Source organism: Enterobacter cloacae complex sp. P15RS, from assembly GCF_014895905.1.
Taxonomy (GTDB): domain Bacteria; phylum Pseudomonadota; class Gammaproteobacteria; order Enterobacterales; family Enterobacteriaceae; genus Enterobacter; species Enterobacter quasihormaechei.
The window spans coordinates 13,067-33,143 of sequence record NZ_JADBQL010000010.1 but is presented as its reverse complement, the minus strand read 5'-3'; the positions used below and the strand labels follow the sequence as shown (position 1 = coordinate 33,143).

The 20,077-nt window shown below is 58.2% G+C and carries 15 protein-coding genes and 1 pseudogene; 5 read left to right on the top strand and 11 right to left on the bottom strand.

Annotation, left to right across the window (positions count from 1 at the left end; all coding sequences use genetic code 11):
* Positions 1 to 3: 3 nt before the first annotated feature.
* The 7 genes from rraA to priA form a co-directional block, all read right to left on the bottom strand.
* Positions 4 to 489: a ribonuclease E activity regulator RraA gene (rraA, locus tag IM267_RS06540; RefSeq protein ID WP_003862032.1), complete on the bottom strand. Its 486-nt coding sequence runs from the start codon at positions 487 to 489 to the stop codon at positions 4 to 6.
* Positions 490 to 581: 92 nt separating this feature from the next.
* The gene (gene menA / locus IM267_RS06535; RefSeq protein ID WP_193033058.1) at positions 582 to 1,508 is read right to left on the bottom strand and encodes a 1,4-dihydroxy-2-naphthoate polyprenyltransferase; all 927 of its coding nucleotides are present in this window, start codon (positions 1,506 to 1,508) and stop codon (positions 582 to 584) included.
* A 63-nt stretch (positions 1,509 to 1,571) separates the two neighbouring features.
* Complete coding sequence (gene hslU / locus IM267_RS06530; protein WP_063449721.1) at positions 1,572 to 2,903, bottom strand: HslU--HslV peptidase ATPase subunit; 1,332 nt, start codon at positions 2,901 to 2,903, stop codon at positions 1,572 to 1,574.
* A gap of 9 nt (positions 2,904 to 2,912) precedes the next feature.
* The gene (gene hslV / locus IM267_RS06525) at positions 2,913 to 3,443 is read right to left on the bottom strand and encodes an ATP-dependent protease subunit HslV (protein WP_022649795.1); all 531 of its coding nucleotides are present in this window, start codon (positions 3,441 to 3,443) and stop codon (positions 2,913 to 2,915) included.
* Between the two features lie 94 nt (positions 3,444 to 3,537).
* Complete coding sequence (gene ftsN, locus IM267_RS06520) at positions 3,538 to 4,515, bottom strand: cell division protein FtsN (RefSeq protein ID WP_193033032.1); 978 nt, start codon at positions 4,513 to 4,515, stop codon at positions 3,538 to 3,540.
* Positions 4,516 to 4,607: 92 nt separating this feature from the next.
* On the bottom strand, positions 4,608 to 5,633 hold the full coding sequence (gene cytR, locus IM267_RS06515; RefSeq protein ID WP_107534218.1) for a DNA-binding transcriptional regulator CytR: 1,026 nt from the start codon (positions 5,631 to 5,633) through the stop codon (positions 4,608 to 4,610).
* Between the two features lie 119 nt (positions 5,634 to 5,752).
* Positions 5,753 to 7,948 carry a primosomal protein N' gene (gene priA, locus IM267_RS06510; protein ID WP_063865461.1) on the bottom strand — a complete coding sequence of 732 codons (2,196 nt, stop codon included), beginning with the start codon at positions 7,946 to 7,948 and terminating at the stop codon, positions 5,753 to 5,755.
* A gap of 200 nt (positions 7,949 to 8,148) precedes the next feature.
* On the opposite strand from priA, the gene rpmE reads away from it, so the two are divergent.
* Positions 8,149 to 8,361 (top strand): 50S ribosomal protein L31, encoded by a 213-nt coding sequence (gene rpmE / locus IM267_RS06505; protein WP_003862040.1) that lies wholly within the window; start codon positions 8,149 to 8,151, stop codon positions 8,359 to 8,361.
* A gap of 48 nt (positions 8,362 to 8,409) precedes the next feature.
* Here the strand turns inward: rpmE and metJ are convergent, their stop codons facing one another.
* On the bottom strand, positions 8,410 to 8,727 hold the full coding sequence (gene metJ / locus IM267_RS06500) for a met regulon transcriptional regulator MetJ (RefSeq protein ID WP_015966498.1): 318 nt from the start codon (positions 8,725 to 8,727) through the stop codon (positions 8,410 to 8,412).
* A 277-nt stretch (positions 8,728 to 9,004) separates the two neighbouring features.
* On the opposite strand from metJ, the gene metB reads away from it, so the two are divergent.
* The 4 genes from metB to katG all read left to right on the top strand — a co-directional run bounded on the left by metB (position 9,005) and on the right by katG (position 16,042).
* The gene (gene metB / locus IM267_RS06495) at positions 9,005 to 10,165 is read left to right on the top strand and encodes a cystathionine gamma-synthase (protein ID WP_063449724.1); all 1,161 of its coding nucleotides are present in this window, start codon (positions 9,005 to 9,007) and stop codon (positions 10,163 to 10,165) included.
* Positions 10,166 to 10,167: 2 nt separating this feature from the next.
* A complete protein-coding gene (locus IM267_RS06490) occupies positions 10,168 to 12,600 on the top strand; it encodes a bifunctional aspartate kinase/homoserine dehydrogenase II (RefSeq protein WP_102750816.1) in 2,433 nt (810 codons plus the stop codon).
* A gap of 226 nt (positions 12,601 to 12,826) precedes the next feature.
* Complete coding sequence (gene metF, locus IM267_RS06485) at positions 12,827 to 13,717, top strand: methylenetetrahydrofolate reductase (protein WP_063449726.1); 891 nt, start codon at positions 12,827 to 12,829, stop codon at positions 13,715 to 13,717.
* Positions 13,718 to 13,861: 144 nt separating this feature from the next.
* The gene (katG, locus tag IM267_RS06480) at positions 13,862 to 16,042 is read left to right on the top strand and encodes a catalase/peroxidase HPI (protein ID WP_063865464.1); all 2,181 of its coding nucleotides are present in this window, start codon (positions 13,862 to 13,864) and stop codon (positions 16,040 to 16,042) included.
* Positions 16,043 to 16,133: 91 nt separating this feature from the next.
* Here katG and IM267_RS06475 read toward each other — a convergent pair whose 3' ends face one another.
* The 3 genes and pseudogenes from IM267_RS06475 to ppc form a co-directional block, all read right to left on the bottom strand.
* The gene (locus IM267_RS06475; protein WP_193033031.1) at positions 16,134 to 17,237 is read right to left on the bottom strand and encodes a glycerol dehydrogenase; all 1,104 of its coding nucleotides are present in this window, start codon (positions 17,235 to 17,237) and stop codon (positions 16,134 to 16,136) included.
* 12 nt (positions 17,238 to 17,249) lie between these two features.
* Positions 17,250 to 17,357, bottom strand: a pseudogene (locus tag IM267_RS21190) (fructose-bisphosphate aldolase); the annotation flags it as partial.
* Between the two features lie 67 nt (positions 17,358 to 17,424).
* A complete protein-coding gene (ppc, locus tag IM267_RS06465; RefSeq protein ID WP_063449729.1) occupies positions 17,425 to 20,076 on the bottom strand; it encodes a phosphoenolpyruvate carboxylase in 2,652 nt (883 codons plus the stop codon).
* Position 20,077: the final 1 nt, after the last annotated feature.

The window sequence follows — 20,077 nt, the reverse complement described above, 5'->3', positions numbered from 1 at the left end:
TATTTATTCGATATCCAGCGCATCCTCGGAAAGGATAATCCCGGTATTATCGGCATAAAGATGGTCGCCGGAGAAGAAGGTTACGCCGCCGAAATTGACGCGCACGTCGCTTTCGCCGATGCCTTCACCCGCTGCGCCAACCGGAATGGCGGCAATGGCCTGAATCCCGATATCCAGGTCTTCCAGATCGTCTACCTGACGCACGGAGCCGTAGACCACAATCCCTTCCCACTCGTTTTGTACGGCAAGGCGGGCGAGGTCTGCATCGATCAGTGCGCGGCGTACTGAACCGCCACCGTCCACCAGCAGGACGCGGCCACGGCCGTTCTCTTCGAGCAGATCGTACAGCAACCCGTTGTCCTCGAAACATTTCACCGTGATGATTTGCCCGCCAAATGACGACCGTCCGCCAAAGTTGGAAAACAGGGGTTCAACGACGTTGACATCTTCCTGGTAGATGTCGCAAAGCTCGGAGGTATCGTATTTCATAGGTTTAACGCTCTGTTGCTGCGAATGTGTTCAGTATATCGTGCGAAATGCGTTGTTGGCAAAATCATCAATTGTTAATTGATATTTGTCAGCTAACTCAGCGTCTGGCTTAAGACAATCCCGATGACGAACAGCAGGTTAGTCAGCAATGCGCCTTTTACCGTGCGTTCCAGCATCGGCGGCATGGCGGCCGGGCTAAGTTCACGCATCACGTAACGGGCCTGCTTAATCAACAGCGGTGCGGCGAGCACAAACAGCCAGCCCCACAGGCTGTGCAGAGAAATCAGGTTGAACAGCGCCAGGCAGACCAGCGCGCCGATGAGCAGGCAGGCGTGATAGCGGCGTGCATTCACCGGCCCCAGACGCACCGCAAGGGTGTTTTTACCGTTCTCGCGGTCGCTGTCGATGTCGCGCAGGTTATTGATATTTAGCACCGCTGTCGCCAGCAGGCCACAGGCGGTCGCGGGCAGGAACAGGGCAGGGATCACCGTATGTGCCTGCAAGTACCAGCTTCCCATCACGCTTAGCCAGCCGAAGAAAACCAGCACGGAGATATCGCCCAGGCCAATATACCCGTAAGGGCGCGTGCCGACGGTATAAGTAATGGCCGCGATAATGGCGAGCAGGCCCAGCACCAGGAAGCCAATGAAGTCGCTGGTGGTTTTCGAGGCGACCGTCACCAGCGCCAGCCCGGACAGGCAAATTAACACCACGGTGATAATCAACGCCCGCTTCATCTGTGCCTGGGTGATCACCCCTTTTTGCATCCCGCGCAGCGGCCCGATACGGTCAGGCTTGTCGCTGCCTTTTACCGCATCGCCATAATCATTCGCGAGGTTAGAGAGGATTTGCAGCAGCCCGGCGGTAATGAGCGCCAGACCTGCCACCAGCGGATCGAAATACCCCTGCCACCAGGCAAGCACGGTGCCGACAATAATAGCGGCAAAAGCCAGAGGAAGCGTTTTAGGGCGCAGACTTTCGAGCCACGCCTGCGTACGGCTGATATCAGTCATAGTTATTTAGCCAATAAAAAATGGGGGCAATAGCCCCCATCAACAGTGATGAAAATGCATTGAACGCGATTATAGAATAAAACGGCTCAGATCTTCATCTGCCACTAACGCATCCAGGTGTTTGCTCACATAGTCTGCGTCAATGGTAATGCTTTGACCGTTAAGGTCGCTCGCATCATAAGAGATGTCTTCCATCAGGCGTTCCAGCACGGTGTGCAGACGACGCGCACCGATGTTCTCGGTGGTCTCGTTGACCTGCCACGCGGCCTGGGCGATGCGCTTGATACCGTCATCGGTAAATTCAATGTTCACGCCTTCGGTCGCCATCAGCGCTTTGTACTGTACGGTCACAGAAGCGTTTGGCTCGGTCAGGATACGTTCGAAATCTTCGGTGGTCAGCGCCTGCAACTCAACGCGGATAGGCAGACGACCCTGGAGTTCCGGGATCAGGTCAGACGGACTGGCAATCTGGAACGCGCCGGAGGCGATAAACAGAATGTGGTCAGTCTTCACCATGCCGTGCTTGGTGGAAACGGTGCAACCTTCTACCAGCGGCAGCAGGTCGCGCTGAACGCCTTCGCGGGAAACATCCGGGCCGGACGCGTTGCCGCGCTTACAGATTTTGTCGATTTCGTCGATAAAGACGATACCGTGCTGCTCAACGGCGTCGATAGCGTCCTGTTTCAGCTCTTCCGGGTTAACCAGCTTCGCGGCTTCTTCTTCAATCAGCAGCTTCATCGCGTCTTTGATTTTCAGCTTACGCGCTTTCTGCTTCTGGCCGCCCAGGTTCTGGAACATGGACTGCAACTGGCTGGTCATCTCTTCCATGCCCGGAGGCGCCATGATTTCTACGCCCATCGGCGCGGCAGCGAGATCGATCTCAATCTCTTTATCGTCCAGTTCACCTTCGCGCAGTTTTTTGCGGAATGCCTGACGCGCAGCAGAAGGTTCAGCCTGCTGTTCGGCCTGTCCCCAGTTGTTTTTTGCCGGTGGGATCAGCACGTCGAGAATGCGCTCTTCGGCCATCTCTTCGGCGCGATAGCGGTTTTTCTCGATCGCCTGGACGCGCACCATCTTAATTGCCGAATCGGTCAAATCGCGGATGATGGAGTCCACTTCTTTACCCACATAGCCCACTTCGGTGAACTTGGTGGCTTCCACTTTGATGAACGGCGCGTTAGCCAGCTTGGCCAGACGACGGGCGATTTCGGTTTTACCCACCCCGGTCGGGCCGATCATCAGAATGTTTTTCGGCGTCACTTCGTGGCGCAGCTCTTCGTCGAGCTGCATGCGACGCCAGCGGTTACGCAGTGCGATAGCCACGGAGCGCTTGGCGTTGTCCTGGCCGATAATGTGTTTGTTCAGTTCGCTGACAATTTCGCGTGGGGTCATTTCAGACATGGGCGATCCTTACGCTTTGGAGGTCAATTCTTCGATGGTGTGATTGTGGTTGGTATAGATGCAGATATCACCTGCAATATCCAACGCTTTCACCGCGATATCGCGCGCGTTCATGTCGGTATTTTCCAACAGCGCACGGGCTGCGGCCTGGGCGTACGGGCCGCCAGAGCCGATGGCAATCAGGTCGTTTTCAGGCTGAACCACGTCACCGTTACCAGTGATGATCAGCGAGGCGTTTTCGTCGGCCACGGCCAGCAGCGCTTCGAGCTTGCGCAGCATGCGGTCGGTACGCCAGTCTTTTGCCAGCTCAACGGCGGCTTTCACCAGATGACCCTGATGCATTTCCAGTTTGCGTTCAAACAGTTCAAACAGCGTGAAGGCATCCGCCGTGCCGCCCGCGAAACCGGCGATCACTTTGTCGTTATAAAGACGACGGACTTTCTTCACGTTGCCTTTCATGACGGTATTACCCAGCGTGGCCTGGCCATCACCGGCAATTACCACCTGGCCGTTACGGCGTACACTTACTATTGTTGTCACGAGCAGACCCCCTGGTTACAGATTCGGGAAACAGAAGCCCTGAGCCTGTGCTCAGGGCTGAATTAAATGATAGATGGGGGGGATTTCGGGGGTTTCAACCCCCGGAGGCGAGTCGAATGCAGTTTGTGTGGCCAGCCACTTTCAAACGGGAAATGGTGCCGTCTGCGTTTTCTTTGCCTTTGACCGGGCCGATCACCACGCGATTCCAGCCGTTATTGGTGGTAATGCGTGAGTCAAATCCTTCAAATGCCAGCTGAGCACGCACCGTTTCGGCCTGCTCGGCGCCTTTAAACGAGCCGCACTGAACCATCCAGCGGCGTTCATCTTTTTTCTCCGCCGTCTGCTTCGGCGCCTCGGTCTCTTTGGTGACCGGGGCAGCCTGCTGCGTTTTTGGCTGTTGCGCAGTGGTATGCGCAGGCGTCTGCAACAGATCTTGATACGGCTGTGCCGTTTGCTTCTGCGGCTGCGCTTTCGGCTGCTGCTGGACAGGCTGCGTTTGCACGGTACGCGTCTGTTGCTGCGGTTGAGTGCGCGGCTGCTGTACCGGCTGCGTTTGCGTCCACTGCTGCTGCTGCTGCTGCTGCGTTTGCTGCTGAGCCTGACGCTGGCGCTGCAACGTTTGCTGACGCTGCGCCGGGGTTTGTTCGTTCCACGGCACTTCGTTCAGCTGCGTAGGCTGCTGGCGCATGTCTGCCTGCATCTGAGCGAGCAACTGACGCTGTTCGTCCGTTAGCTGATCGGCATTCTTCACTTCACCCCCGGCAGAAGGTTCGGTAGGCGCACGTACGCCAGGCTGACGGCTTTCCAGCTCTTTTATGTAGCGCCAGCGCTCTTCAGGCTTCGGAGGCAGGCCGTTACCGACGACCTTGTTGCCCTGAAGGGCTTCAGACTCTTCTTTTTTATGATGCGTAATGAAGTAGAGGCCGCCAATAAAGGCCACCAGCACGGCCGCAGCAATGGCGACCATGGCTGGAGAGACAGCAGACAGGCTACGTTGCTTGCTTTTTGAACTACTCTTTTTGCGTCGCGAAGGTGCCGGCTGGCCGCGACGTACATAATCTCGTTGTGCCACTATCGTTTCGCTGTATTTATTCGTTCGTCAGCCCGCCATGTTACTTAAGCGACGGGGCTTTGACCAGATAAGGGTGTAGAAAGGTATTTACTTTAAGTTAATGCCTGGGTAGAGCCGCGCACAATCAGCTCACAATCCAGTAGCCGTGACCCGCTGCTAACTGTTTGACCGTGCAGCTGATCCAGCAAAAGCAGCATCGCTTCCCGGCCAATCTCATACCGCGGTTGTGCAACGGTTGAAAGCGGCGGATCGCAAAATTCCGAAAGCGAAATATTATCAAAGCCGATAATCGACAGGTCCTGCGGCACGCGCAGGCCGTGACGTTTGGCGTAAGATAATGCGCCCAGCGCCATCACGTCGCTGTGGCAGAACACCGCGGTAGGCGGTTCTGGCAAGGCCAGCAATTTTTCCAGCGCCTGCCCGCCCGCTTCAAAGGTGAAATCACCGCGCGCAATGTAGTGCGGATCGACGATAGCCCCGGTACGGCGCAGCGCCTGAACGTAGCCCTGCAACCGGTAATGACACAGCGGCATCTCTTCTGGCCCGGCAATACACCCGATACGCTTATGCCCCAACTCCTGAAGATAGTTCACGGCGTTGAACGCGGCGGTGAGGTTGTCGATATGTACGGTCGGCAGCTCCAGCTCCGGCGCAAACTCGTTCGCCATGACCATCGGCGGTAGATTGCGCTGTTCTTCGATGCTGGCATCAAACGGCAGGCGCGAGCCAAGCAGCAGCATGCCGTCAATCTGCTTGGTGATGATCAGGTCGATGAACGTTTTTTCCTGCTGGTTCTGGTGGGCACAATCACCAATCAGCACCAGATAGCCCTGGGCGGCGGCGGTAACCTCAATGCCGCGAATGATTTCGCTGAAGAAGGGATCGCAGATGTCCGGCACGATCACCAGGATGGTGCGGGATTCATTGCGTTTAACGTTGCGCCCCATGGCTTGCGGGAAATAACCCACCTCAAGCGCCGCCTTTTCAACCCGGTTTCGGGTTGCCTGGGAGACTTTGTCAGGGTTCATCAATGCGCGGGACACGGTTGCTGTTGAGACTTGTGCTTTCTCGGCAACGTCTTTCATGGTCGCCGAGGCAACCTCTTTCCTGGACTTCAACGTCTTCTCCTCGCCTGAACACCGAACTGCGTACAGCACCATTTTTACAGATAGTTAATGGAATCGGTTACAGAATTTTCATAAAAAGTGTGAGGCGAGTTAAATTTTTCGATCCGCATTCAGCCTTCAATCGGATCGACGTCCAGAACCCACTTCACTTTTCGCGCTTCCGGCAGGGTATTGATCAGCGCCAGCGTGCCGCTGACGATCTGCTGTAAACGGATACGCGAAGGGTGCTGAAGCAAGAGTTGCCAGCGGAAACGGCCCCCGCGTTTCGGGGCGAGCGCGGGGACCGGGCCTAAAATCCACAGCTGATTATCCACCAGCGGGCTGGCTTGCAGAAGGTTTCTCAGCTGTTGCAGGAATAGCGGCGCCTGCTGGTTGTTATGATCTTCCGCACGGATGATGACGTGGCTGGTCCACGGGGGAAGCTGCATCGTCTGGCGTTCAGCCAGCGCCTGGTCCGCGAAGGCGTCATAGCCTTTATGCAGCAGGGTTTGCAGCAGCGGATGTTCAGGATGGTGCGTTTGCAGTACGACCTCGCCCTGTTTACCCGCGCGTCCGGCGCGCCCGGCAACCTGGGTATAAAGCTGGGCGAAACGCTCGGCGGAGCGGAAATCTGCCGAGAACAGCGCGCCGTCGACGTCCAGCAGGGCAACCAGCGTCACGTCCGGGAAGTGGTGCCCTTTCGCCAGCATCTGAGTGCCAATCAGGATGCGCGCCCCGCCGCGATGCACTTCCGCCAGCTGCTGCTCCAGCGCCCCTTTACGGCTGGTGGTATCCCGGTCGATACGGGAAATAGGCACGTCCGGGAAGAAGGGCGCGAGCGCCTGTTCAAGCTGTTCCGTGCCCAGACCGACCGGCACGATGTGCGTTGAGCCGCACGACGGGCACTGGCGCGGCACCGGACGCTGGCTGTCGCAGTGGTGGCAGCGCAGGTGGCGCTGGGCCTGGTGGAAGGTGTAGTAGTGATCGCAGCGCGGGCACTCTGCAATCCAGCCGCAGTCGTGGCACAGCAGCGCAGGCGCGAAGCCGCGGCGGTTCAGAAACAGGATCACCTGGTTGCCCGCCTGCAAATGCTGGCGCATGCGGGAAATCAGTGCAGGCGCTAAGCCGGCCTGCACCTGCTGGCCTTTCAGATCCAGCACGTGCTGGATGGCCGGGCGGGCATTCCCCGCGCGGCGCGTCAGGCGCAGCATATGGTATTTACGCTGGCGCACGTTGTGCAGCGTTTCGAGCGCAGGCGTAGCGGACCCGAGAATAATGGGGATTTGCTCGCTGTGCGCGCGGTAGACCGCCAGATCGCGGGCGTGATAGCGCCAGCCTTCCTGCTGTTTATAGGAGCTGTCGTGCTCTTCATCGATCACGATAACGCCGAGGTTTTTAAACGGCGTAAACAGCGAGGAACGGGTACCGATAACAATCGCCGCTTCGCCATTTTTCGCCTTCAGCCAGGCGCTGAGGCGCTCGCTGTCGTTCAGGCCGGAGTGCAGCACCTCAACGGGCGCGTTAAAGCGTTCACGGAAGCGGGCGATGGTTTGCGGCGTCAGGCCGATCTCCGGCACCATCACCAGCGCCTGTTTCCCCTGCGCGAGCACGTTTTCCAGCACGCTCAGATAAACTTCGGTTTTACCGGAGCCGGTGACGCCCGCCAGCAGCCAGGCGGAGAAACGATCGGCGGCGCTGTGAATCGCGCCCACGGCGGTGGCCTGTTCGGTATTCAGACGCAGGCGATCGCCCGACACGGAAAAGCCGTCGCGCCAGTCGTGCAGGGCAGGTGCTTCGCTGGCCAGCTCGCTCAGCCCTTTCTTCCTTAATGCCTGTAACGCGGTTTCGCTCACCTCAAGCTCGTCGACCTGATGGCGCCAGATTTTTCCCTGACGCAGCGCGGCCAGCGCCTGCTGCTGTTTCTGCGAGCGCTTCAGGCTATTAATGTCGACCGCCTGACCCTGTTCGGTGGCAAACCAGTACCACATGGGCGCATGGCTGGCGCGCTTGCCCTGACGCAGCATGATGGGCAGGGCGTGAAACAGGACGTCGCCAACCGGATGGTGATAGTAATCCGCCGCCCACAGCAGCAGCCGCCAGGTGCTGGAAGAGTAAACCGGTTCATCGTCCAGCACCTCAACGACCGATTTCAGCTCGTTAAGGGGCAGTTCGCTTTTATCGCTGATGGACACTACGATCCCGACGCGCTGCTGTTTGCCAAACGGCACGGTCACGCGACAGCCCGCTTTGGCGCTCATGCTGTCGGGCAGCAGGTAGTCAAAGGTACGGGGAAGCGGAACGGGCAGGGCAACGTGAGCGACGGGCATCGAATCTTCCTGACTTGAAAAGTGGCGCGTTAGTATACACATTAGTGAAAGCGGCGTGCGGATCAGTTTGCATACGTTGGTCAAATTCTGTATGATTCGCCGCCTTTGGTGTATTTTACGCCAAAGAACTTACATTCAACATCGCGTGGTGTCTGGCGTTAGGGCTGGAAGAGCGACGCGGCCTTAACTGAGGTTCTCCCATGAAAAAAGATATTCACCCGAAATACGAAATGATTACTGCAAACTGCTCTTGCGGTAACTCTATCCAGATCCGCTCCACCGTGGGTCACGATCTGAACCTGGACGTGTGCGGCAAATGCCACCCGTTCTACACTGGTAAGCAGCGTGATGTTGCAACCGGTGGCCGTGTTGACCGCTTCAACAAGCGTTTCAGCATCCCGGGCGCTAAATAAGTTTCCCGAAAAAAAGGCACCGCAAGGTGCCTTTTTTGTATCCGCTTCTCAGTATTCCCACGTCTCCGGGTCGATGCCCAGCTCACGCATGATCACCTTCGCCTCTTCCGGAATTTCGTCACTGCGCTCTTTGCGCAGATCTTCATCGTTTGGCAACGGTTGACCGGTAAACGCATGCAGGAACGCTTCGCACAGCAGTTCGCTGTTGGTGGCGTGACGCAGGTTGTTCACCTGACGACGCGTGCGTTCATCGGTGAGGATCTTCAACACCTTCAGAGGAATGGAAACCGTGATTTTCTTGACTTGCTCACTCTTCTTACCGTGCTCAGCGTATGGGCTGATATATTCGCCGCTCCATTCAGCCATGAGATACCTTTAATCCTCTCAGTCATTAATCTAAAGGCGCAAAACCGGTAACTGACGGGTTTTGAACCGTAATCTTGCGTAGTTTACCGTAGAGACGATACCGAGGCACGGATATTGCCGCTGTAGCGTGCCCTAAAGCATATAATTTTAACGGCTATTTGCGCATTGCTCAATCTATACGCAAAGAAGTTTAGATGTCCAGATGTATTGACGTCCATACTTTCAATGTTTACTCTGGTGGCTGACTTTTCACCTCATTCGCCAGGAAGCCCTCACCATGACGCGTAAACAGGCCACCATCGCAGTGCGTAGCGGATTGAATGATGACGAGCAGTACGGCTGCGTTGTCCCGCCGATTCATCTCTCCAGTACCTACAATTTCACCGGATTTAATGAACCCCGCGCGCATGATTACTCGCGTCGCGGCAATCCTACGCGTGACGTCACTCAGCGCGCGCTGGCGGAACTGGAAGGCGGCGCGGGTGCGGTATTAACCAATACCGGCATGTCTGCTATTCACCTGGTGACCACGGTGTTCCTGAAGCCTGGCGATCTGCTTGTAGCACCGCACGACTGTTACGGCGGCAGCTATCGTCTGTTTGACAGCCTGGCAAAGCGTGGCTGCTACCGCGTGCTGTTTGTCGATCAAAACGACGAACAGGCGCTGAAACAGGCGCTTGCCGAGCAGCCGAAGCTCGTTCTGGTGGAAAGTCCAAGCAATCCATTGTTGCGCGTTGTCGACATTGCGAAAATTTGTCAGCTCGCAAGGGATGCGGGAGCGATAAGTGTAGTGGATAATACGTTCCTCAGTCCGGCCCTTCAGAACCCACTGGCACTGGGTGCCGATCTGGTGTTGCATTCATGCACTAAATATCTGAACGGCCATTCTGACGTGGTGGCGGGCGTGGTGATTGCAAAAGATCCCGACGTTGTCACGGAACTGGCATGGTGGGCCAATAACATCGGCGTCACCGCGGGCGCGTTCGACAGCTACTTGCTGTTGCGCGGCATCCGCACGCTGTCGCCGCGTATGGACGTGGCGCAGCGTAATGCCCAGGCGATCGTGGATTTCCTGCAAACCCAGCCGCTGGTGAAGAAGCTTTATCACCCGTCGCTGCCGGAAAACCAGGGGCACGAGATCGCCGCGCGCCAGCAGAAGGGATTTGGCGCGATGTTAAGTTTTGAACTGGATGGTGACGAGCAAACGCTGCGTCGCTTCCTGAGCGGGCTGTCATTGTTTACGCTGGCGGAATCCTTAGGGGGAGTTGAGAGCTTGATCTCCCACGCCGCAACCATGACGCACGCAGGTATGGCACCGGAAGCACGTGCCGCCGCCGGGATTTCCGAGACGCTGCTGCGTATCTCGACCGGTATTGAAGATTCTGAAGATTTAATTGCCGACCTGGAAAATGGCTTCCGGGTCGCAGCCAAGGGGTAATCATGAGTGTGATAGCGCAGGCAGGGGCGAAGGGTCGTCAGCTGCACAAGTTTGGTGGTAGTAGTCTTGCTGATGTGAAATGTTACCTGCGTGTCGCAGGGATCATGACCGAGTATTCACAGCCGGGGGACATGATGGTTGTCTCAGCGGCGGGCAGCACCACCAACCAGTTGATCAGCTGGCTGAAACTGAGTCAGACCGATCGCCTCTCTGCGCATCAGGTGCAACAGTCTTTACGTCGTTACCAGAGCGAGCTGATTGCCGGCCTGCTGCCTGCGGACGTGGCGGACGGGCTGATTAGCGCCTTCACGCACGACCTTGAGCGTCTGGCGGCCCTGCTGGACAGCGGGATCACCGATGCGGTGTATGCCGAAGTGGTGGGTCACGGTGAAGTGTGGTCCGCGCGCCTGATGGCCGCCGTGCTGCAACATCTCGGCGTGGACGCCGCCTGGCTCGACGCGCGTGATTTCCTGCGCGCGGAACGCGCTGCACAGCCGCAGGTGGACGAAGGGCTGTCCTACCCGCTGCTGCAACAGCTGCTGGTGCAACATCCCGGGAAACGTATTGTCGTCACCGGCTTTATCAGCCGCAGCAACGCGGGCGAAACCGTACTGCTGGGCCGTAACGGCTCTGACTACTCGGCAACGCAGATCGGTGCCCTGGCGGGCGTATCCCGCGTCACCATCTGGAGCGATGTCGCGGGTGTGTACAGCGCGGATCCGCGCAAAGTCAAAGATGCCTGCCTGCTGCCGCTGCTACGTCTCGACGAAGCGAGCGAGCTGGCGCGTCTGGCGGCCCCGGTGCTGCATGCGCGCACGCTACAGCCGGTTTCCGGCAGCGACATTGACCTGCAACTACGCTGTAGCTACACGCCGGATCAGGGTTCCACCCGCATTGAGCGCGTGCTGGCCTCCGGCACGGGGGCGCGTATTGTCACCAGTCACGATGACATCTGCCTGATTGAGTTCCAGGTGCCTGCGGGCCAGGACTTCAGGCTGGCGCATAAAGATATCGACACGATCCTGAAACGTGCGCAGGTGCGCCCGCTGGCCGTTGGCGTGCATAATGACCGCCAGCTGTTGCAGTTCTGCTATACCGCCGAAGTGGTGGACAGCGCATTAAAAATTCTTGATGAAGCGGGCCTGCCGGGCGAGCTTCGCCTGCGTCAGGGGCTGGCGCTGGTGGCGATGGTGGGCGCGGGCGTCACCCGTAACCCGCTGCACTGCCACCGCTTCTGGCAGCAGCTGAAGGGCCAGCCGGTTGAATTTACCTGGCAGTCGGAAGAGGGCATCAGCCTGGTTGCCGTGCTGCGTAAAGGGCCAACTGAAAGTCTGATTCAGGGTCTGCACACCTCTTTGTTCCGTGCGGAGAAACGCATCGGCCTGGTGCTGTTTGGTAAGGGCAACATCGGTTCCCGCTGGCTGGAGCTGTTCGCTCGTGAGCAGGTGACGCTTTCGGCGCGTACCGGATTCGAATTTATTCTTGCGGGCGTGGTGGACAGCCGCCGCAGCCTGCTGAACTACGAAGGGCTGGACGCCAGCCGGGCGCTGGCCTTCTTTAACGATGAAGCCGTTGAGCAGGATGAAGAGTCGCTGTTCCTGTGGATGCGCGCGCACCCGTATGACGATCTGGTGGTGCTGGACGTTACCGCCAGCGAACAGCTGGCCGATCAGTATCTGGATTTCGCCAGCCACGGTTTCCACGTCATCAGCGCCAACAAGCTGGCGGGAGCGAGCAGCACCGATAAATATCGCCAGATCCACGACGCGTTTGAAAAAACGGGCCGTCACTGGCTTTACAACGCCACCGTTGGTGCAGGTCTGCCGGTTAACCATACCGTGCGTGATCTGATTGAAAGCGGCGACAGCATTCTGGCGCTGAGCGGCATCTTCTCCGGCACGCTCTCCTGGCTGTTTTTGCAGTTTGATGGCACCGTTCCGTTCACCGACCTGGTGGATCAGGCGTGGCAGCAGGGCTTAACCGAGCCGGATCCGCGCGTTGACCTTGCCGGTAAAGACGTGATGCGCAAGCTGGTGATCCTGGCGCGTGAAGCGGGCTACGACATTGAGCCGGGTCAAGTGCGCGTTGAGTCGCTGGTGCCTGCGGGCTGCGAGGAAGGGTCCGTTGATCACTTCTTCGAGAACGGCGACGAGCTGAACGAGCAGATGGTGCAGCGTCTGGAAGCGGCAAACGAGATGGGCCTGGTACTGCGCTACGTGGCACGTTTCGAGGCGAACGGTAAAGCGCGCGTGGGCGTGGAGGCGGTGCGTCCTGAGCATCCGCTGGCCGCTCTGCTGCCGTGTGATAACGTCTTCGCCATTGAAAGCCGCTGGTACCGCGATAACCCGCTGGTGATCCGTGGCCCGGGCGCGGGACGCGATGTCACCGCCGGGGCAATCCAGTCTGACATCAACCGTCTGGCTAAGCTGCTGTAATCTCGCTTGTTCCCTCTCCCCGTGGGAGAGGGTTAGGGTGAGGGCGGCAGACCGCACTCACCCCCATCATGAACGCCCCTCATCTTCCCTGAGCAATCCTCACCGTTATTGTTGATTATTTCAGTTGACGCCACTCCGCTTTTCCGTCATTTTTACATCTGGACGTCTAAACGTATAGAAGTTCACAGCACAATAAACAACGACACGCGAAAGGTAGAGGTAAGGTATGAGCTTTTTTCACGCCAACCAGCGGGAAGCCCTGAATCAGAGCCTGGCAGAAGTTAACGGCCAGATTAACGTCTCTTTTGAATTTTTCCCGCCGCGCACCAGTGAAATGGAGCAAACCCTGTGGAGCTCTATCGATCGCCTGAGCAGTCTTAAACCGAAGTTTGTTTCCGTAACCTACGGTGCCAACTCCGGCGAGCGTGACCGCACGCACAGCATCATTAAGGGCATTAAAGACCGAACCGGCCTGGAAGCGGCGCCGCACCTGACCTGTATCGACGCCACCCGCGACGAGCTGCGCGCCATCGCTCAGGACTACTGGAATAATGGCATTCGCCACATTGTGGCCCTGCGCGGTGACCTTCCGCCGGGCAGCGGTAAGCCAGAGATGTTTGCCGCCGATCTGGTCGGGCTGCTGAAAGAGGTGGCGGACTTCGATATTTCCGTTGCGGCGTATCCTGAAGTACACCCGGAAGCGAAAAGCGCCCAGGCAGACCTGCTTAACCTGAAGCGTAAAGTGGAGGCCGGTGCCAACCGCGCGATTACTCAGTTCTTCTTTGACGTGGAAAGCTACCTGCGCTTTCGTGACCGCTGCGTCTCGGCGGGTATTGATGTTGAAATCATTCCGGGCATTTTGCCGGTTTCGAACTTCAAACAGGCGAAGAAGTTCGCCGATATGACCAACGTGCGCATTCCGCTGTGGATGTCCAAAATGTACGAAGGGCTGGACGACGATCCGGAAACCCGCAAGCTGGTGGGCGCCAATATCGCCATGGACATGGTGAAGATCTTGAGTCGCGAAGGGGTGAAGGATTTCCACTTCTACACGCTGAACCGCGCGGAAATGAGTTACGCCATTTGCCACACGCTGGGCGTTCGTCCTGCCCTGTAAAGCAAAATCCCTCACAAAGATGAGGGATTTTTAATCGAACCGATAGTTAAAAGGTATTAACTATCGAATCTGTGGATTAATTCAACTATCTCTTATCGCTAGTGGTGTATATCGTAACGGTAACACTGTAAAGGGAGCATAGCGATGAGCATGTCAGACGAGACCAATAACGCGGCATCCGCCGGCAAATGTCCGTTCCATCAGGGCGGCGTCGATCATAGCGCGGGTGCAGGTACCAGCAGCAAAGAGTGGTGGCCTAAACAACTCCGCATCGATCTACTTAATCAACACTCCAGCCGTTCAAACCCACTGGGTGAAGACTTCGACTACCGCAAAGAATTCAGCAAGCTCGACTATTCTGCCCTTAAGGGCGACCTCAAGGCCCTGTTAACCGATTCTCAGCCGTGGTGGCCTGCCGACTGGGGCAGCTATGCGGGCCTGTTTATCCGTATGGCCTGGCACGGCGCGGGCACCTATCGCTCCGTGGACGGTCGCGGCGGCGCAGGTCGCGGTCAGCAGCGCTTCGCGCCCCTGAACTCCTGGCCGGATAACGTCAGCCTGGACAAGGCGCGCCGCCTGCTGTGGCCAATCAAGCAAAAATACGGACAAAAAATCTCCTGGGCCGACCTGTTTATCCTCGCGGGTAACGTGGCGCTGGAGAACTCCGGCTTCCGCACCTTTGGTTTTGGTGCCGGGCGTGAAGACGTCTGGGAACCGGATCTGGACGTGAACTGGGGCGATGAAAAAGCCTGGCTGACCCACCGTGACCCGGAAGCGCTGGCGAAGCGCCCGCTGGCGGCCACTGAAATGGGCCTGATTTACGTTAACCCGGAAGGGCCAAACGCCAGCGGTGAACCGTTGTCCGCGGCGGCGGCAATCCGCGCCACCTTTGGCAACATGGGCATGAACGACGAAGAGACCGTCGCGCTGATTGCCGGCGGCCATACGCTCGGTAAAACGCACGGCGCAGGGGAAGCCACGCACGTGGGCACAGACCCGGAAGCGTCGCCGATTGAAGCGCAGGGCTTAGGCTGGACCAGCACCCACGGCACCGGAATTGGCGCTGACGCCATTACCTCCGGGCTGGAAGTCATTTGGTCGCAAACCCCGACCCAGTGGAGCAACTACTTCTTCGAGAACCTGTTCAAGTACGAATGGGTGCAGACCCGCAGCCCGGCGGGCGCGATTCAGTTTGAAGCCGTGGATGCGCCAGAGATCATGCCTGACCCGTTCGACCCGTCGAAAAAACGCAAGCCAACCATGCTGGTCACCGACCTGACGCTGCGTTTTGACCCGGAATTCGAAAAAATTTCCCGTCGCTTCCTGAACGATCCGCAGGCCTTCAATGAAGCCTTTGCGCGCGCCTGGTTCAAGCTGACCCACCGCGATATGGGGCCAAAAGCGCGGTACATTGGTCCGGAAGTGCCGAAGGAAGATCTGATTTGGCAGGATCCGCTGCCTCAGCCGGTGTTCCATCCGACGCAGGAAGATATCGAAAGCCTGAAAGCGGAAATCGCGGCCTCGGGACTCTCCGTGAGCGAGCTGGTTTCCGTGGCCTGGGCGTCGGCATCCACCTTCCGCGGCGGCGACAAGCGTGGCGGCGCCAACGGTGCACGTCTGGCGCTGGCGCCTCAGCGCGACTGGGACGTTAACGCCGCGGCGGTTCGCGCGCTGCCGGCGCTGGAAGCGATCCAGCGCACCACCAACAAAGCGTCACTTGCGGATATCATCGTGCTGGCGGGTGTGGTGGGCGTTGAGCAGGCAGCGAAAGCCGCAGGCGTTTACGTCAATGTGCCGTTCACCCCGGGCCGCGTGGACGCGCGTCAGGACCAGACGGATATCGAGATGTTTAACCTGCTCGAGCCGATTGCCGACGGTTTCCGTAACTATCGCGCACAGGTGGATGTATCTACCACCGAGTCGCTGCTGATCGACAAAGCCCAGCAGCTGACCCTGACCGCGCCGGAGCTGACGGTGCTGATCGGCGGCCTGCGCGTACTGGGTGCAAACTTCGACGGCAGCAAGAATGGCGTGTTCACTAACCGCGAGGGCGTGCTGAGCAACGATTTCTTCGTGAACCTGCTGGATATGAACACCCAGTGGAAAGCGACCGACGACTCAAACGAACTGTTTGCCGGGAGCGATCGCGCCAGCGGCGAGGTGAAATACACCGCCACCCGCGCTGACCTGGTCTTCGGTTCAAACGCCGTCCTGCGCGCGCTGGCCGAGGTTTACGCCAGCAGCGATGCACACGAGAAGTTCGTTCGTGATTTCGTTGCCGCATGGGCGCGAGTGATGGATTTGGACCGCTTTGACGTGAAGTAACCCTTGTGCCGGGTGGCGGCTACGCCTTACCCGGCCTACAAATTAAAGTGCCATGTAAGCCGGGTAAGCGCAGCGCTACCCGGCTTTTTTATTACTCCCACTCCTGGAGGAATCGCTGTCCGTACTGGTCCGCAACCAGCAGCGCCGCATACACCTGATCCGCCGTTACGCCGCCAGGCATGTTGTGGATGGTTTCCCCTTCGGCACAGGACGCTTCCGCAATCAGCCGCATTTTGGCCGGGATATCCTCTTTGATGTTTAGCTGCGCCAGGGTGATCGGCAGCCCAACGCTGTGGCAAAGCGCGGCGACGGTCTCTATTTCTTCAACCGGCGCGTTCTCCAGAACCAGCTGCGTCAGCGTGCCGAACGCGACCTTTTCACCGTGGTAAAAATGATGTGCATCCGGTACCGCCGTCATGCCGTTGTGAATGGCGTGCGCCGCCGCCAGACCGCCGCTTTCAAAACCCACGCCGCTGAGATAGGTGTTGGCTTCGATAATGCGTTCCAGCGCGGGCGTCACCACGTGCTGCTCTGCCGCCAGCATCGCCTTCTCACCCTCTTCAACCAGTGTGTTGTAGCACAGCTCTGCCAGCGCTAGCGCCGCCTGCGTGCACTTGCCGCCCGCCATGGTCGTGGCGCCACTGCGCGAGCAGGCACGCGCTTCAAACCAGGTTGCCAGCGCGTCGCCAATCCCGGCGGCGAGCAGGCGAGCCGGTGCACCCGCCACCACTTTGGTGTCGACAATCACCATGTTCGGGTTGTGCGGCAGCATCAGATAACGCTCAAACTCGCCGCTGTCGGTGTAAATCACGGACAGGGCGCTGCACGGCGCATCGGTGGAGGCGATGGTCGGGGCAACGGCAACCGGAACGCTCATAAAGTGCGCAAGCGCTTTGGCAGTATCCAGCGTTTTACCGCCGCCGATACCCAGCACTGCCGGACAGTCGGCGCTGTCGGCCAGTTTTTTCAGACGATCGATTTCATTTTGCGAACATTCGCCGCCAAACGGCGCAATTTCGGCGTGGAGATCGGCTTGTTTGAAGCTCTGGCGCAGGGTTTCTTCAGCAAAACCCAGCACAAACTTATCGCCCACCACCAGCCAGCGGGCTGCCAGCGGCTTCAGATAGTCGCCGAGACGGGTGAGCACATCAGCACCCTGGATGTATTTTCCCGGGGATTGAATAATACGGTCCATAACATTACTCCCTTAGTGTTTGAGGTAAATCCTGTCCTGTTCGAACGGCTCTGAGAGTGACTCTACTCCCGGCGTGCCGGACATTTGTTGCGCTATGTCTAAGGGAAGCGTGATTGCCTTACGGGCGGTAGGGAAGAGGAAAGATCGAGATGTGCCCGGCAGGCTTAGCGCTGCCGGGCATTAAGCATTAACCGGTGTTACGCATACCCGCCGCAACGCCGGCAATCGTCACCATCAGCGCCTGTTCAACGCGCGGATCCGGCTCTTTACCTTCCTCTTCCGCCAGGCGGGAACGGTGCAGCAGTTCAGCCTGTAAAACGTTCAGCGGGTCGGTGTAGATATTACGCAACTGGATTGATTCGGCGATCCACGGCAGGTCTTCCATCAGATGGGAATCGTTGGCGATATCCAGCACTACCTTGATGTCGCCTTCCAGCAGCTCGCGCAGCTCTTTACCCAGCGTCCACAGTTCTGGTTTCACCAGGCGCTGATCGTAGTATTCCGCCAGCCACAGGTCGGCTTTCGAGAAGACCATCTCCAGCATGCCCAGACGGGTGGAGAAGAACGGCCAGTCGCGGCACATGGTTTCCAGCTCGCTCTGCTTACCGTCTTCCACCACTTTTTGCAGCGCCGCACCGGCACCCAGCCAGGCGGGCAGCATTAAGCGGTTTTGCGTCCAGGCGAAGATCCACGGAATGGCGCGCAGGGACTCGACGCCGCCGGTCGGGCGACGCTTGGCCGGACGCGAACCCAGCGGCAGTTTACCCAGCTCCTGCTCAGGCGTTGCTGAACGGAAGTAAGGCACGAAGTCTTTGTTTTCACGCACGTAGCCGCGGTACAGGTCGCAGGAGATGTCTGACAGCTCGTCCATGATGCGACACCAGGACTCTTTTGGCTCCGGCGGCGGTAGCAGGTTCGCTTCCAGGATCGCACTGGTATAGAGCGACAGGCTGCTGATGGTCACTTCCGGCAGGCCGTACTTGAAGCGGATCATCTCGCCCTGCTCGGTCACGCGCAGGCCGCCTTTCAGGCTTCCCGGTGGTTGAGAGAGCAGCGCCGCGTGAGCAGGTGCGCCACCGCGGCCAATGGAGCCGCCGCGACCGTGGAACAGGGTCAGCTCAATACCGGCTTTCTCGCAGGTTTTGATCAGTGCATCCTGCGCCTGATACTGAGCCCAGGACGCCGCCATCACGCCCGCATCTTTCGCGGAGTCGGAATAGCCAATCATCACCATCTGTTTGCCCTGAATAAAGCCGCGATACCAGTCGATGTTAAGCAGCTGGGTCATCACGTCGTTGGCGTTGTTCAGGTCGTCGAGGGTCTCAAACAGCGGCGCGACAGGCAGAGCGTAGTCGATGCCCGCTTCTTTCAGCAGAAGGTGAACGCCCAGCACGTCGGACGGGGTTTTCGCCATGGAGATCACATAGGCGGCCACCGATCCTTTCGGCGCATCCACGATCGCTTTACAGGTGTTGAGCACTTCGCGGGTATCATTGCTTGGCTCCCAGTTGCGCGGCAGCAGAGGGCGCTTGGAGTTCAGCTCGCGGATCAGGAACGCCTGCTTGTCGGCTTCTGACCAGCTTTCATAGTCGCCGATGCCGAGATAACGGGTCAGTTCGCCCAGCGCTTCGGTATGGCGGGTACTTTCCTGACGCACGTCGATACGCACCAGCGGTACGCCGAAACACTTCACGCGGCGCAGGGTATCGAGCAGTTCGCCATTCGCAATAATGCCCATTCCGCAGGCCTGGAGCGATTTATAACAGGCATACAGCGGTTCCCAGAGCTGTTCGTTCTGGCTCAGCAGACCTTCTGGCTTTGGCAGGCGCTGGCCTTTCAGGCGCGCTTCCAGCCAGGCCTGAGTTGCAAGCAGCTGACCGCGCAGTTTTTTCATCAGGAAACGGTACGGCTCGCTGGCACCTTCTTCACCGGCCAGCGCACGCAGTTCCGGCGTTGCTTCTACCATCGACAGCTCGGAGATCAGCACCTGAATATCTTTCAGGAACAGGTCGGTCGCTTTCCAGCGGCTCAGCAGCAGGACGTGACGGGTGATTTCCGCCGTCACGTTCGGGTTGCCGTCGCGGTCACCGCCCATCCAGGAGGTAAAGCGCACCGGCACAAAGTCTACCGGCAGGCGATAGCCGAGGTTCTCTTCCAACTGTTCGTTCAGCTCGCGCAGGTAGTTAGGCACCCCTTCCCAAAGGCTGTTTTCCACCACCGCAAAGCCCCATTTGGCTTCGTCGACCGGGCTTGGGCGATGCTTACGAATTTCATCGGTGTGCCAGGACTGGGCAATCAGCTGGCGCAGACGGCGCATCAGCTGGTTACGTTCGTAGTCGGCAATGTCTTTGTTATCCAGCTGCTTCAGGCAGTTGTTCACTTCCACCATTTTGTGGATCAGCGTACGACGGGTGATTTCGGTTGGGTGAGCGGTCAGAACCAGCTCCAGCGAAAGGGATTCCACCGCGTTTTTGATGGTCGCTTCGTTGAGGTCGGGCTGGTCTTTGAGTTTACGAAGGGTGCGGGCAATGACTTCCGGGTTGCTGGCCGCTTCGCCTTTTGGCGAAATGCTGTGATATTGCTCAGCGGTGTTTGCCAGGTTCAGGAACTGGCTAAAGGCGCGGGCAACGGGCAGCAGCTCATCGTTAGAGAGGTTCTGCAAGGTGGTGAGCAGCTCCTGACGACTGGCCTCGTTACCGGCGCGGGAAGATTTGGACAGCTTGCGGATGGTTTCAACGCGGTCGAGGATGTTCTCCCCTAATGCGTCTTTGATGGTATCTCCAAGCACTTTGCCGAGCATGCTGACATTACTACGCAACGCGGAATATTGTTCGTTCATA